This window comes from Oceanospirillum sanctuarii (genome assembly GCF_002150805.1).
Taxonomy (GTDB): Bacteria; Pseudomonadota; Gammaproteobacteria; order Pseudomonadales; family Halomonadaceae; genus Oceanospirillum; species Oceanospirillum sanctuarii.
In genome coordinates, this window is record NZ_MTBA01000001.1 from 40921 (window position 1) to 55183 (window position 14263).

Consider the following 14263-nt stretch of genomic DNA (forward strand, 5'->3'; position numbering starts at 1 on the left):
GGTCGCTGCATAGGCTATAAACTAGAGACGTTTATCAGCTGAGGATTTTTCCCCTGATGGATCTCAACATTAAAACGACAGGAGGTCGTGATGTTTGAAGGGATGATGGTTATCACACTGGCGTTAGCCTATATGACGTTAACGCCAAACAGTCAGATCGGCGCGCAGCAGATTCTGGCGATTCTTCTGATGCTCATCTATCAGGTGCTCTATCAGATGGTGCCGCCAGCAGTGGGTGAGGGCAGTTCCTATGCTGGTCGTCTGTTTGGCTTTCTGCCCTTGTTGGCTCTGGCGATGATTCTGTTCCCTGTGATCGGTGTGCAGCTCTCTGAGGCGGTGACCCGTTTCTTCGGCTGGCTGGCGCTGGCAACCACAACCTTCCTGCTGCTGATGTTTAAGTTTGTGATGGCATAAACCTTATCGCTCCATCTTTCGTATCACCTGCTCCACTTGTTTGAGAAGGTGATACGGATGACTTTTACCCCGGATGAACACTCCCGCATTATTGAGATGGCCTGGGAAGACAGGACCCCTTTTGAAGCCATCGAACACCAGTTTGGCTTACCGGAAAAAGCGGTTGTCAGCCTGATGCAATCCAGCCTTAAACCCTCAAGTTTCAGACTCTGGCGCAAGCGTGTCAGCGGCCGCCAGACCAAACATCTAAGACTAAGACCTTCCTCTGTTTCCAGAGGTTATTGCCCGACGCAATATAAGCATCGCTGAGAAAATCGTCGGTCGCTTTTTACCGTCAGAACGGTGCGCGCACTGGCATTTTATCGCCTTTTCTATATCCTTAGCGGCTTCGATTGTCACCGTTTTAAGATGAGTTTTTATGCTGCCTAACACCACCACCCGTCTCAATAAATACATCAGTGAAAGCGGTATCTGTTCCCGTCGGGATGCGGATCGTTTTATCGAGCAGGGTAACGTGTATATCAACGGCAAGCGTGCTCAGGTGGGTGATCGTGTCAGCCACGGCGATATAGTGAAGGTGAACGGCCAGCTGATTGAGCCGCCGGAGCACGATGATTTCATCTTTATCGCGCTGAACAAGCCGGTGGGCATTGTCAGTACTACCGAAGGTTCTGAGAAGGACAATATCGTTGATTATGTCGGCCACAGTCACCGCATCTTCCCAATTGGCCGTCTGGATAAAGACTCTCAGGGTCTGATCTTCCTGACCAATAATGGCGATCTGGTAAACAAGGTGCTGCGCGCCGGTAACAATCACGAGAAAGAGTATCTGGTTACCGTTAACCGCCCGATCAGTGATGAGGCGGTGGAAGGTCTGGCTAATGGTGTGCCGATTCTGGGCACCATGACCAAGAAATGCCCTGTAGTGAAAGAAGGGCCAAACCAGATCCGCATGACGCTGGTACAGGGCCTGAACCGTCAGATCCGCCGTATGTGCGAATACTTCGGTTATGAAGTGGTGAAGCTGGAGCGGGTGCGCATTATGAATGTCAGCCTGAAAGGTCTTGCGCTGGGCGACTGGCGTGATCTGACTGAACAGGAACTGACCGAGCTGCTGAAAGCGGTGGAAGATTCCAGTTCAGAAGCACCGGAAGGTCGTCGCAGCCAGGGCGCGAAAAATTCCCGCAACAGTAATGCTGGCGGCAAAGGCAATAACCGTGGTGGAAAGTCATCATCCGGCGGTCAGAATGCAGGTGGCGCAGGCAATAACAAACGACCTGTACGCGGTCAGCAGTCCGGTGTTCGCAGTGATAACCGCGCGGAAGGTGCTGGCAGAAACAAAGCCGGAGCAGCGGGTAAACCCCATCGCGCATCGGTAAAACCGACCACCGGTAAAGGCGCGGTTAAAGGCGGTAAGTTATCCGGAAAGGTCGCCGCCCGTGCTGCAGCGGCTGCTGCAAAAGGCAAGGGTAAGGGCGCAGTTAAAGCTTCAGGGAAGAGCGCGGGTAAAACCGGTGCCGGTAAAGGTGCTGCCCCTAAAGGCAGAAAGCCCGCCCGTCGCGGTTAAGCCAAACAAAACAAAATAAAAGCAGAACAAACAAAGCCCCGGAGCCTTTATACTCATATAAAAGCTTCGGGGCTTTTTCGTTAGTGGCAGCGCTAATGTCCCCAGTTAAACATCAGCAGCTGAGTCTCAGCAACTGACAAACCATTTGCCTTCACCCTGATAAAACTCGATACCCATCGGCGTAAAGCGCGCCAGATAGAGCCAGCGGTTATCTGCCAACTGGCGCAGGGTATCGTGTTTGCTCAGGATCGTCTCAATCGTTACCCGATCACTGTCGATCACCACCGTCAGGCGCAGCGGTTCATGTTGCCAGTCTTCGCCGTTATGCACGGATTGCAGCGCCAGACCGGTTCTCAGATCACCGCCGTTACCCTCGAACACGCCAAGGCGACCGCCAACCACATTGTGCAGGGTTTTATTGCCGCTGCCGTAACGGGTGTTGTCTACGGTCGAGGCGAAATACTGCATATTGATCCAATGGGTCACCACCATAGGGGCGGTCATAATCTGTTCCAGCAAAGCGCCTTCCGGATCTTTCTGAGGTGAGTATTCATGCAGAAAACTACGGCCATCCAGCTTGATGCCCCGTGTGCGGGAGCGTGGCGCGATAATAAAGCTGGCGTTGTTGGTCAGCCCCCACTCAGGGCGGGTTTGTGCCCAGTCGTTCGCCCGCTGTTTGATGGTTTTAGTCAGTTTCTCCGGTTGATCCTGAAGGTCAGCAAGTCCCAGTGACGGTACCCGTTCCTGACGGGCTTGTTTACCGGCAGCGGCCAGCTGTTGCAGCAGTTTATTTACAGCCAACTGATGAGATTCAGGAATCTGCTGCTGATCAAACAGGCTGATCTCTTCTGTGGTGGTGTTGTGCAGGGCGGCGACAAAGTGTGTGGTCGCAGGAATCGTCATGCCCTGATCTGCCAGTTGCGTTCTCACTTCGGTATCGTTCAGTAGTTTGGCCAGCGCACGGGAGTTCACCTCGCCGGTCTGACCACAGCAGGCACCACAATCCAGTCCCGCCCGTTGCGGGTTGTTATGGCTTTGGCTGCCATGACCGACCAAAAGTACCAGAGGCGCTAAACCCTGAGTCAGGTTCATTCCGGTGAGTACTTTTTTCGCCAGTTCTGTTTGCAGGGCAAGATCCGCACCGGAACTTGCCAGTGACGGTTGAAGATCACAGCCTTTATCCAGCCCCAAGCGGTTGCCGGTAGCCAGATCATTTTGAGCGGGCAGGCTGCGACGGATCAGTTTACCGGCATAGCTCAGTCCCAGTGTTTCCACCAGCGTAAAGGCGGAGGCGGGGACGGATTTAAACGGCTGCCAGCTCATTAGCTTATTCAGGTTTGAACGGCGCTTGTGCACGATCTTATGATCCTTAACCGCATTGCCGCAGCTGTCGGTAATGTGCAGTGCCGGAGCCAGCAGCCCCGGCAACTGAGGTCGTGTTGCCTCTGTGCCAAGCGGCGTGTAGCTCACCGGCATGCCGAAGAATCCGGCAAAGCCCAGTGTCTGAATCTCATCGGATTGGGCTTCCAGATGGCGGCGGAAAACCTCAGAGCGCACATCGATACAGAACACCGCCTGCACGCTTGGGCGGGCAGATAATGGCTGAGGTTTCTCCTGCAGACGTTTGCTCAGTTGCTGCTGATAGCTGATCTCATGGGCGCGTTGCCAGATGCGGTTCAGCGGATTCAGCGAGCCATGTTGCTTCAGATGCTCCTGCCACTGCAGCTGCCAGCGTTGCCAGACAGAACCTTGCTGGCGCTGACCGTCATCGATCAGTTGCTGCCAGCTAAGGCGCACGGCCAAAAGATCGGTCAGGGTGTTGTCCTCTTTGCCTTCCAGACGAGCCTGCCAGCGCAGGTACGCAGCCCAGGATGCCCAGCCGCTGATACGCATCAGCACCGCCTGCAGATACTCCGGCCAAAGCTCTTCCGGGATCTGAAGGTTATGCAGGGTATCGGCAATCTGCTGAACGGGATCTTCTGAAAGAGTTTTTGCTTTGGCAGCAATGCCCGGAGCCTTCATCAGCAGGGCAACGCTGTGATCCCGGGTCAGAGTCTTACGCCAGCTTTTGTAGAGAGAGCCGTGACCTGTGGCCTCGTTTTGACCCGGATGCCAGTCAGCCTGATCCTCATCGAACCAGGCGGCACAGAACTGAGAAACCTGAAAGGTGATGGTGTCGCACCAGGCGGGTTCATGCTGCAGATCCCGCATCTGATCCAGCGTATCTCCCAATAGTGGCGGCGGCACCGGAGCCTTGTCGCTTTGGGCGAGTCCGGCAATCGCCTGTTCTGTGGTCAGGGCTTCAAAGGGCTTTTTTGCTGCAGCCTGTTCAGAGCTGAATTCTGCCAGTGCCTGCTCCAGATGAACCGGCTTGATGGTGCCGTCGATCCAGCGCTTCTGATAGTAAGACAGCGGCAGGGTCATGGCAGAACCCGCCAGTTTGGCCTGCTTTTCCGCTACCTGATTAAAGTGCTCGCTGATCTGTTCCCAGTAAGGATTTACCGCAATCATACGATCCAGCGGCCAGGTTGGCGCGATACTGTCTGTTGCTGCCTGAATAGCCTGCAGCAATGCAGCGTTTTGTTGCCGGGAGTCGGTTTTTAACGGCGCGTTCATGACTGTTCTCCGGTAATTGCACTGTCTGTTGTAATTGAACCTTTTCGTGAACCACTATTGCGGCGGTTAAAACGGGTTTCAGCCTGCAGCGGGCTCAGGCGAGCCGGCCAGTACTTAAAGGTCAGGCGGGTAAAGGTTTCATCCAGATAGAAGCCGTTGAACGCCCATGGGAAGAGTCGACGGGAAACACGACCTTCCGGCCAGAGGCGAATCCAGGTCTGTAGTCCGTAGAGGGTGATAAAACTGATCGCAACCCAGACCATCAGAGTCTGAGAAGCGATGCCTGCTGCTGGCGCAAGCTGGGCGAACAGCAGGTGCCAGATCAGATAGAGCTGAGTCAGCAGGGCGACACGTACCGCACCTGTGATAAATGCGGATAGGCTTAGGCCTTTTTCCTGCCAGAAGAGCGGTGTCAGCCCCAGTACCAGAATCAGCGTTACCACCGGAGACAGATGCAGTCCGGGGGCAAACTGCTGCCAGAGCATCACGGAGGCACTCACCACGGCCAGTGTCAGCAGCGGGCTGAACAGGGTGCTCAGCAGCACATGGCGTTTTTTATCCTTACTGAAGAAGTCACCGATACGGCTTTGGGCAACGGTCTCACCGGAGCTCAGGAAGGCGTAGGCTTTATACAGCGAGTGAGCCAACAGATGCAGCAGCGCCAGTTCGTACAGGCCTAAACCTATCTCCATCAGCATAAAGCCCATCTGCGCACAGGTAGACCAGGCCAGACGTACTTTGATGCTGATGCGGGTCATCATCACAAGACCTGCCAGCACGGCGGTTAAGCTACCCACGATCACCAGCATCGCCTGCGCCACCGGAGCCAGCGAGATTAGCTCCGCCAGACGGATCAGTACAAAGCCGCCCATATTCACCACGCCAGCGTGCAGCAGCGCGGAAACCGGCGTTGGCGCTTCCATCACCTGAATCAGCCAGCCATGCAGCGGCAGCTGAGCGGTTTTAAGAATCGCCGCCAAAGCAAACAGAGCCGCAGCCCAGTGCAATGCCACTGGCAGAGCAGGTTGGTCAGCGATAAAGGCGTTCAGCTGTGGCAGAGACAGCGTGCCTGCGGTCTGGTAGATCAGCACCAGTGCGATCACCATGGCGATCTCAGCCAGCCGGCTGACGATAAATTTCTTGTGAGCAACAATCTGCGCGGCTTTGCGCTCTTTGTAATGGGTCAGCAGGTGATGCAGGCCAAAGCTGGTGCCAGCCCAGGCCAGCGCGATCAGCAGCAGGTGCTGGCTGGTGATCAACAAGCCAACACTGGTCAGAGTAAACAGCATGCCCTGAACAAATCGGGCGTGCTGTTGAGGGCTTTCCCCCTGCAGGTAGCGACGGGCAAATCCTGTGATCACCCAGCCGAGCAGAGCCACCAGCTGCATCAGCGTTACACTGAGCAGGTCAGCTGTCAGGTTGAATACTAACAGCCCGGTCAAGGTTGCTGTCAGGGTGACGGCAGCGGCAATCAGGCCAGTCCGGGCGCTGATTTTAGCGATGCACCAGGCTCTTTCCGGGCGATAAAGACTTAACAGGAAAGCGGTGAAAAAGATAACCGGCAGTAGCCAGCCACTCAGTAGCGATGACAAAAATGTAGATGACATAACCAAACCTGCTCTGGGTAATGAATCGGTTAGGGATACTGTGCTGAGGCTTTAACGGCCTCAGGTGTTTCAATGGCTGCATTTTTGGCTGGCGGGCTACTTTTGTAAAATATATAGTTCTTTACTAAATGTTCTTAAAAAAAGAACGATTCTTGTACCACGGTTGTTGTGCCGCCGAAATTAAAAGCCAGAGGGCAGAGTGTTATGCGTGATCTGAATTTTCGTCATCTGTATTACTTCTGGACCGTGGCCAAAGAGGGCAATTTGACCCGGGCGGCTCAGCAGATGCACGTCTCCCAATCGGCTCTGTCATCCCAGATTAAGCAGCTGGAAGAACAGCTGGGGCAGAAGCTGTTTGACCGTCAGGGGCGCACTCTTCAGCTGACAGAAACCGGCCATCTGGTTTTAGAGTATGCCGAGAGTATTTTCAGTCTGGGTTCTGAGATGCTCTCCATGATGGAGAGCGGTGGTCTTAAGCGATTGCAGCGTCTTAGAGTGGGAGCAGTGGCGACCCTGTCGAGAAACTTTCAGGAGAACTTTCTTAAGCCTGTGATCGGGCAGGAGGGGGTTCAGCTGGTGCTGCATTCGTCTGCGCTGGAAGATCTTCTGGAACAGCTGGAAGTGCACAAACTGGATCTGATTCTCTCCAACCGAGCGGTGGCGTCAGACTCGACGTTGCCCTGGCGCTGTCAGCTGCTGGCGCGGCAGAGTGTTTGTCTGGTGGGGCCGGATACAGCTGCCTTTAAGCAGCTGAGCTTTCCGCAGGATCTGCCCAAAGTGAAGGTGCTGGTGCCGGGGCCAAGCAGTGATATTCGGGTGCAGTTTGATATGTATTGTCAGCAGCACGGACTGGACTTTTCGCCCTATGCCGAAGTGGATGATATGGCGATGCTGCGTTTGATGGCGCGGGATTCCGGTGGTGTCACTGTGGTGCCGGAGGTTGTGGTACAGGATGAGATCGAAAGCGGTCTGCTGAAAAAATATTGCACTTTAGAAGGCGTGATCGAAAACTTCTACGCCATCACCGCCAAGCGGCATTTTGAATTGCCGATTCTGAAAGTGTTGCTGGAACAGGGGGCCTCAGGCAAGTCGGCAGAGAAGGTATCAGCTTCAGATTAGTCTGAAGCTGATGAGGTATCGCCAGTAGTGATAAAGCCTTACAGCTGAGTCACAAAGGTACCTTCCGGTACGACCGGCAGATATTTCTGATAAAAGTCTTTGTATGCTGCTTCTGGGTTCAGATCACCGAACAATTCCGGATACATCGCTTTGGCGTAAAACTGCAGCATGGCACCGTCCATAATTGTTCGGCAGGCACCGTGGTAAGCCCCGAAAAGACGATTATTCTGCACAGCTTTAAGGCTTGACCAGCCGAGACGGTTTTTAAATCCTTCAAGACGGACTTTGGCTTCCGCCTCATCGACACCCTGACCCATAATCATGCCGTCTTTGCTACCGGCACTTTCGTAACCTGTCATTACGATAATGTCCGGATTCGCCGCCAGAATCTGCTCCGGATTCAGCTTGCCCCACCATTCCACATAAGGTGCGGAGATGTTGTCGCCACCGGCCATTTTGGAGATAGCGCCCCACATGTTTTTGCCAAAGGTATAACCGATCTCATTGACACCGGCACTGCCGTATTCGGTGTAAATTTTCGGTGTGGGCAGTCCTGCCTCTTCGATGCGCTGAGTGATGGTTTCGAGGTTTTTACGGTACTCATCTGCGATTTTAGCCGCACGTTCTTCCTGTCCGGTAATAACACCGATCAGCTCAGTACTCTTCACGTGACGCTCCAGAGTCTGGGCATTGTAGTCCACCACGATCACCTTGATACCTGCATGCTCAAGGCGTGCGATATCGCTGCCCAGTCCTTTGTACTGCCAGTCAGCCAGCATCAGCACGTCGGGGTTCAGGCTGATGACTTTCTCCACGGAGAAGGTTTTGGTATCCACACGGCCAATGCCCGGAATCTGATCCAGAGACGGGCGATGTTTGACATACATTTCCCAGTTGGCAGGACGCGCTTGCCAGATATATTTCGACATCCCTACGACCTTGTCATAAGCCGCTTCTGTGCCGATTGCCATGTAATCTTCCGGATAAAATCCCACCACAACCCTTTGGGCTGGGGCATTAAAACTAACTTCCCGGTCCAGCACATCCTTAACTGTCACCGCATCAGCAAAACTGGCGGTAGATAATATCAGCGTGGTAAGTGCGAGCAGTTTTTGCAGCATCTGTTTTCCTAGTGTTCTGTTTTATATGGGGAAATTGATTAATTTTTGCGAAGACCTCTAGGGTTAAAGGCCTGAAATTGCTTGTCTGGATTCTATATTTAAATAAAATGCTTATGCAAATTATTATCAATTGGATTTTCTTCTAATGAGCAGCTCCACCCTTTCCGAAACTCTTCACCAGCAGCGACAGCAGGAAAGCCGTCGAGGCCTGATTCTCATCGGGCTGAGCGCTATTCTGCTCAGTTCTTTTGTGATGGATATTGCCACCGGCCCTTCCCTGTTGGGCATTTCCGATGTGGTTAATGTGTTGCTCAAGTTGCTGGGCTTGCCGGTTGAGGTCTCGGGCACGGCAGAGGTGATCGTCACCAATTTGCGTTTGCCGATTGCTTTGATGGCCCTGATTGTGGGTGGTGTATTGGGGGTTGGCGGTGCCGAAATGCAGACGCTGCTGAATAACCCTATGGCCAGCCCTTACACTTTAGGTATGGCAGCCGCTGCGGGCTTCGGTGCGGCGCTTATGCTCTATGTTGGCTCTCTTGGTTTTAATGCTGAATTTGCGGTGCCGATTGGCGCTTTTGTCTGCTGTATGTTGTCGGCGGGCTTGTTGTTCGGGCTGGCGATGATGCGTCATATCACCTCGGGTCAGTTGATTCTGGCCGGTATTGCTTTGTTGTTTCTGTTTCAGTCGCTGCTGTCACTGGTACAGTTTGTTTCTTCGCCAGAGCTTAGCCAGCAGATCCTGTTCTGGCTGTTTGGCAGTCTGACCAAGGCAACCTGGCTGAATGTCGGCATTACTGCGGGTGTGACGCTGGTATGCATGCTGCTTCTGATGCGGGATGCCTGGAAACTGACCGCCCTGCGACTGGGTGAAGAACGTGCTAAAAGTTTGGGTGTGAATGTGGCGCAGCTTCGGCTGAAAACTCTGATCCTTGTAGCCGTGATGACAGCAACCGTCACCAGTTTTGTTGGCATTATCGGTTTTATCGGCATTGTTGCTCCGAATATTGCCCGCATGCTGGTGGGGGAGGATCAGCGCTATTTTCTGCCGCTCTCTTTTCTGGTTGGTGCATTTCTGCTTTCCAGTGCCTCTGTGCTGTCCAAATCCTTGGTGCCGGGTGCGCTTTTTCCGATTGGTATTGTCACCGCCATTATTGGTGTGCCGTTTTTCTTCTGGATGATTATTGGTAAGAGGGCGCACTGATGCTGAAAGTCCGAAATCTGTCTCTGGCGTTTGGTGATCTGGTGCTGGCGGATCAGCTGAGTTTTACACTGGAAGCGGGTAAAACCCACGTGATCATTGGCCCAAACGGCACGGGTAAAAGCAGTCTGCTGAAAGTGCTGTTCGGTGATATTAAACCCCAATCCGGCGAGGTGCTGTTTGATTCTGAACATCTTGATTACCGTAATCTGAACCCTTGGCGGCAGCGTTTTGGCTATATGCCGCAGGATATCCGTCTGGATATCGGGCTTACGGTGCTGGAGGTGGTTCTACTGGGGCAGTTGAATGCTTTGTCTCTGAAGCTGGCAGACTCTCTGATTGAAAAGGCGCTTAAAGCTCTGGATCAGATCGGCCTTCTGCATCTGGCACAACGTGATGTGCGCACCTTGAGTGGCGGACAGTGCCAGATGATTCTCTTTGCACAGGCACTGATGCGAAACCCTAAAATCCTGATGCTTGATGAGCCGGTCAGTGCCCTTGATCTGCATTTTCAGCAGGTGATGCTGGATCATCTGGACCAGCAAACCCATCAGCAGCATTGGGTTTCTGTGATGATACTGCACGACCTGAATCTGGCTGCGCAATATGCTGACAATCTGCTGGTTCTGAAGGGTGGCAAGCTGTTGGCAGAGGGCGCTCCTGCCGAAGTGCTGAGCGCGGATCTGGTGGAAGAGGTCTACGGCGTTAAGGCAGAACTGGCTTATGATCAGCAGGGTATTCCCTTTGTCCGTACCCCGAGACGTCGTCTGATGCAGCAGTCGGTTTCGCTGGCATCATGAATCCGGCCTATCTCTACCGTGAGTTGAAACAGGTTTCTGCCGCAGGCCGTGTGCTCATACTGAATGGCTTTAGCTTCAACCTCGGTTTCTACATGCTACTGCCGTTTCTGGCGGATCACCTGCAGCGTAATCTTGGGCTTAGCCCCTGGCATGTTGGTCTTGTTATCGGCCTTCGGGTGCTGAGTCAGCAGGGGCTGTTTCTGGTAGGCGGCACCCTTGGGGATTACCTCGGCTACAAGCGACTGATCCTGCTGGGCTGTCTGGTGCGGATTGCTGGTTTCCTGCTGCTGGCGGTAGCCGGACAGTTTGTATTTCTGCTGTTAGGAGCCTTCCTGACAGGGTTTGCCGGTGCCTTGTTTACCCCATCGAGTAACGCTTATCTGGCCCATGAAGCACCGGATGCGGAGCGGCGTGACCGCATCTTTGCCCTGCAAAACTGGAGCAGTGAGGCGGGTATGTTTATGGGGCCTTTGGTGGGCGTGGCTCTGTTGAGCTTGGATTTTTTCTGGGTGGGGCTTGCTGCTGCTGGTTTGTTTGCACTCTTGTTGCTGATCCAGTGGGCTTACCTGCCCGAGCTGACGTCACAGCAGAAACGTCAGGCGGGCGAGCCGTTCTGGCGACAGTGGCTGCGTATGCTGCAGAATCGCTCTTTCATCGGTTTTGTGACCTTTGCCTGTGGCTTTCATCTCTTCTTTCATCAGCTCTATCTCTCATTGCCCCATGAGGTTGAGGCCAGAGGATTGGGTGCTGAGGTGATCACGCTGGTCTTTATGATCTCCTCGGTGCTGGGGATTTTCCTTCAGATGCCGGTGAATCGTTTTGTGCCTTCCTGGATCGGTCGCAGCCGGACTATGGGGCTGGGACTGCTGCTGATGGGAAGTTCTTTTCTCTGGTTTACTCAGGTTTTCAGCTTTGATCCGCGACTCAGTTTTATCGGTTTTGCGGTCACCTTCAGTCTGGGTTCTATGCTGGTGATGCCGCTATTGGCATCCAGTGTGCCGAGGTTTTGCGATAAGTCAGAGTTAGGCAGTTACTACGGCTTTTATTCCTGCATCGGTGGTGTCGCAGCGTTTCTCGGGCATCTGCTGATTGGTGGTTTGTTGTCGGTCCCTGAGCTGAATACCGATCTGATCTGGCTGGGGCTGGCGATCACAGGTTTTGTAGCGGCCACCGGCTTGTATTACCGGATACGATGGGCAGATCAGATGGCTCCCGTCTCATGATGGCGGCCTGATCTTGTCCGTGTTTCTGAATCCCCCTTATTAAAGGCCAATAGAATTTGCCCGAAAAAACGGTCAGCATAAGCTGGCCGTTTTTTGTCTGCAGGTAGCCTGGAAGGAGAATTGTGTGATTGTTGTATATGGCATTAAAGAGCAGCTTAACCCTATTAAAGCCCGGCTGTCGGATGTGATTCATGGCTGCATGCAGTCTGTTCTGGGAATGCCGGAAGGCAAACGTGCTCAGCGTTTTGTCCCTCTTGAAGCGGATGATTTCTACTATCCCTCTGATCGGTCACCGGCTTATACCGTTATCGAAATTAATATGATGAAAGGCCGCAAGCCGGAAACTCAGAAGGCGCTGATCAAAGCGCTTTTTCAGGAGATCGAGGCCAAACTGGGTATTTCACCGGTTGATATCGAAATAACCATTAAGGAACAGGAGACCTATCAGTGGGGATTTCGTGGAATGACCGGCGATGAAGTGCGTGATCTAAACTACAAGGTCAATGTATAGCTTTTTCAGGAGTCCCCGATGAAAACCATGAGTTGCAAAGAGCTGGGTGGTGCTTGTGATCAGCTCTTCCATGCCGAAACCTTTGAGCAGATTGCAGAGATGAGTAAGCAGCACGGAATCGAAATGTATCAACAGCAGGATTCAGCGCATCTTGAAGCGATGCAGAAGATGCAGCAGTTGATGTCTGATCCCGCTGCCATGCAGGTGTGGTTTGAGTCTAAGCGGGAAGCTTTTAATCAGCTACCGGAGGATTGAGCTTGCACAAGGTTTTTTTAGCAGGCTTTAAGCCAAGACCTTGCGCTGGGGTAGGGTTTGGGCAATGCTGTGCGCTGTTTTTTTAGCCAGCGTGAACCGGCTTAACCTTTTGGACAGAGTTTTAAGGATAGTGCTATGCAGATCAGCGGAAAATTTAACGTCGCCCTTAACCGTCTTGATAACTATGCCGAAGGTGCTGATGGCATGGCGCTGGGTCGTATGTCGATTGATAAAGAGTTCTTTGGCGAACTGGCAGCAATCAGTAAAGGCGAGATGCTGAGTGCGCTGACACCCACTAAGGGTTCTGCTGGCTATGTTGCCATTGAGCAGGTAACCGGTTCGTTATGCGGCAAAAGCGGTAGCTTTGTCCTGCAGCACTTCGGCCTGATGGATCGGGGTTATGACCAGCTGATTCTCGAAGTTGTACCGGACTCCGCCACCGGCGAACTGGAAGGGCTGAAAGGCTGCATGAAGATCCGTATCGAAGAGGCTGAACAGCACTTCTATGACTTTGATTTTCATCTGCCGGGGCTGACTAACCTTTCTGAGCAGGATGAAGCTGAAGCCGATCAGGAGGCTAAAGCCTAAGGATTTTGTTCTGTGCTTCTGGTCCTGTGCACCTAGGCCTATGCTCCTAAGTGCCAGGCATAAAAAAACCGAACTCATTGAGTTCGGTTTTTTGTTTAACGCCGTGGCGGATCCGGTTTAGCGGCTTAGCCTTCCGGATAAACCTTCGCCAGTGTAGCGTTAATCTGAGCATCCAGATCTTCGTAGCTGTCAGCGACCAGATTGATATGACCCATCTTGCGGCCCGGACGCAGGCTCTTACCGTAGCCGTGCAGCTGCTGGTCGCTGTTGACCAGAACACTGTTGTCCATCTCAACGCCCAGCAGGTTCACCATGCCGGTGATCTTCATCGCCTGAGTGTTACCCAGTGGCAGACCCGTGATAGCACGCACATGGTTGTTGAACTGGCTGCTGATGCAGCCCAGCTGTGTCCAGTGACCCGAGTTGTGCACGCGAGGAGCCATCTCGTTAACGACTAGGTGCTCTTTGCCATCAAGGTCGGTGACAAAGAATTCAATCGCCAGAATGCCCACGTAGTTGGATGCCGCCAGCAGTTTGTTAGCGATCTCTTCCGCCTGTTGCTGCAGTTCTGCAGTCAGGTTAGGAGCCGGAGCCTTAGAGGTCAGCAGCGTGCCGTCGCGGTGCAGGTTTTCAGTCAGCGGGTAGAAGCGGCTTTCGCCTTCGGCATTGCGTACCGCGATCATGGAGACTTCGCGTTTGAAGGTAACAAAACCTTCCAGTACGCAGTCCAGATTGCACACGTCTTCTTCCAGAGCTGCAGCATCGTCTGCGCTCTTGATGCGCCACTGGCCGTAACCGTCGTAGCCGCCGGTGCAGGTTTTCAGAATCGCCGGATAACCGATCTCTTCCAGTGCCGCCAGAATCTCCTGACGGTTACCGGTACGACGGTAAGGAGCAACATCAACACCTTGCTCGTTCACCCAGCTTTTTTCCAGGCCACGGTGACGGCAGGTTTCCAGCATTTTCGGATCAGGATAAACCGGGCAGAACGCCTGCAGTGCTTTCAGACGATCTGTATCTACCGCTTCTTTTTCAACGGTGATCACATCAGGTTCGCCCAGTGCTTTGTACAGAGCTTCCGCTTCCGGGTAATCCTCGTCGTAGATCACGTCGCCAAGGCTTGTGATCGGGTCAAGGGAATCACCCTGTTGCACCAGATAGCTGAACTGAATGCCCATAGGCCAAGCAGACAATGCCATCATGCGGGCCAACTGGCCGCTACCGACAACGGCAACTTTCATACG

Annotated in this window: 14 protein-coding genes; 10 read left to right on the forward strand and 4 right to left on the reverse strand. The window is 53.3% G+C overall.

What is annotated here, in order from left to right; genetic code table 11:
• The first annotated feature begins 90 nt into the window (after window positions 1–90).
• From BV405_RS00200 to rluF, 3 genes are all read left to right on the forward strand, one after another.
• Window positions 91–414 carry a hypothetical protein gene (locus BV405_RS00200; protein ID WP_086478844.1) on the forward strand — a complete coding sequence of 108 codons (324 nt, stop codon included), beginning with the start codon at window positions 91–93 and terminating at the stop codon, window positions 412–414.
• Window positions 415–471: 57 nt separating this feature from the next.
• Window positions 472–723, forward strand: a complete 252-nt coding sequence (locus BV405_RS00205) for a TIGR03643 family protein (protein WP_086478845.1) — start codon at window positions 472–474, stop codon at window positions 721–723.
• A gap of 109 nt (window positions 724–832) precedes the next feature.
• Window positions 833–1981: a 23S rRNA pseudouridine(2604) synthase RluF gene (gene rluF, locus BV405_RS00210; RefSeq protein ID WP_086478846.1), complete on the forward strand. Its 1149-nt coding sequence runs from the start codon at window positions 833–835 to the stop codon at window positions 1979–1981.
• Between the two features lie 126 nt (window positions 1982–2107).
• On the opposite strand, the gene BV405_RS00215 is transcribed toward rluF, so the two are convergent.
• Window positions 2108–4597, reverse strand: coding sequence for a YbcC family protein (locus BV405_RS00215; RefSeq protein WP_086478847.1), 2490 nt, complete (start codon window positions 4595–4597; stop codon window positions 2108–2110).
• Window positions 4594–6204 carry an NADH-quinone oxidoreductase subunit L gene (locus tag BV405_RS00220; protein WP_086478848.1) on the reverse strand — a complete coding sequence of 537 codons (1611 nt, stop codon included), beginning with the start codon at window positions 6202–6204 and terminating at the stop codon, window positions 4594–4596. Before BV405_RS00220 ends, BV405_RS00215 begins: the two co-directional genes overlap by 4 nt.
• Before the next feature lie 204 nt (window positions 6205–6408).
• Between BV405_RS00220 and BV405_RS00225 the strand changes: the two genes are divergently transcribed.
• Window positions 6409–7323, forward strand: coding sequence for a LysR family transcriptional regulator (locus BV405_RS00225; RefSeq protein ID WP_086478849.1), 915 nt, complete (start codon window positions 6409–6411; stop codon window positions 7321–7323).
• A gap of 38 nt (window positions 7324–7361) precedes the next feature.
• On the opposite strand, the gene BV405_RS00230 is transcribed toward BV405_RS00225, so the two are convergent.
• Entirely contained in the window at window positions 7362–8444 is a 1083-nt protein-coding gene (locus BV405_RS00230) for an ABC transporter substrate-binding protein (protein ID WP_086478850.1), read from the reverse strand.
• A 145-nt stretch (window positions 8445–8589) separates the two neighbouring features.
• Here BV405_RS00230 and BV405_RS00235 point away from each other — a divergent pair, with 145 nt between their 5' ends.
• The 6 genes from BV405_RS00235 (at window position 8590) to BV405_RS00260 (ending at window position 13019) form a co-directional block, all read left to right on the forward strand.
• Window positions 8590–9645 (forward strand): FecCD family ABC transporter permease, encoded by a 1056-nt coding sequence (locus BV405_RS00235; RefSeq protein WP_086478851.1) that lies wholly within the window; start codon window positions 8590–8592, stop codon window positions 9643–9645.
• On the forward strand, window positions 9645–10442 hold the full coding sequence (locus tag BV405_RS00240) for an ABC transporter ATP-binding protein (protein ID WP_086478852.1): 798 nt from the start codon (window positions 9645–9647) through the stop codon (window positions 10440–10442). The genes BV405_RS00235 and BV405_RS00240 overlap by 1 nt, the downstream gene beginning before the upstream one ends.
• Window positions 10439–11665: an MFS transporter gene (locus tag BV405_RS00245; protein ID WP_086478853.1), complete on the forward strand. Its 1227-nt coding sequence runs from the start codon at window positions 10439–10441 to the stop codon at window positions 11663–11665. Before BV405_RS00240 ends, BV405_RS00245 begins: the two co-directional genes overlap by 4 nt.
• 124 nt (window positions 11666–11789) lie before the next feature.
• Entirely contained in the window at window positions 11790–12176 is a 387-nt protein-coding gene (locus BV405_RS00250; protein ID WP_086478854.1) for a tautomerase family protein, read from the forward strand.
• An 18-nt stretch (window positions 12177–12194) separates the two neighbouring features.
• A complete protein-coding gene (locus BV405_RS00255) occupies window positions 12195–12431 on the forward strand; it encodes a DUF1059 domain-containing protein (RefSeq protein ID WP_086478855.1) in 237 nt (78 codons plus the stop codon).
• A gap of 135 nt (window positions 12432–12566) precedes the next feature.
• Window positions 12567–13019 (forward strand): DUF3224 domain-containing protein, encoded by a 453-nt coding sequence (locus BV405_RS00260; RefSeq protein WP_086478856.1) that lies wholly within the window; start codon window positions 12567–12569, stop codon window positions 13017–13019.
• 125 nt (window positions 13020–13144) lie between these two features.
• Here BV405_RS00260 and BV405_RS00265 read toward each other — a convergent pair whose 3' ends face one another.
• Window positions 13145–14260 carry a 5-(carboxyamino)imidazole ribonucleotide synthase gene (locus BV405_RS00265; RefSeq protein WP_086478857.1) on the reverse strand — a complete coding sequence of 372 codons (1116 nt, stop codon included), beginning with the start codon at window positions 14258–14260 and terminating at the stop codon, window positions 13145–13147.
• Window positions 14261–14263 lie beyond the last annotated feature (3 nt).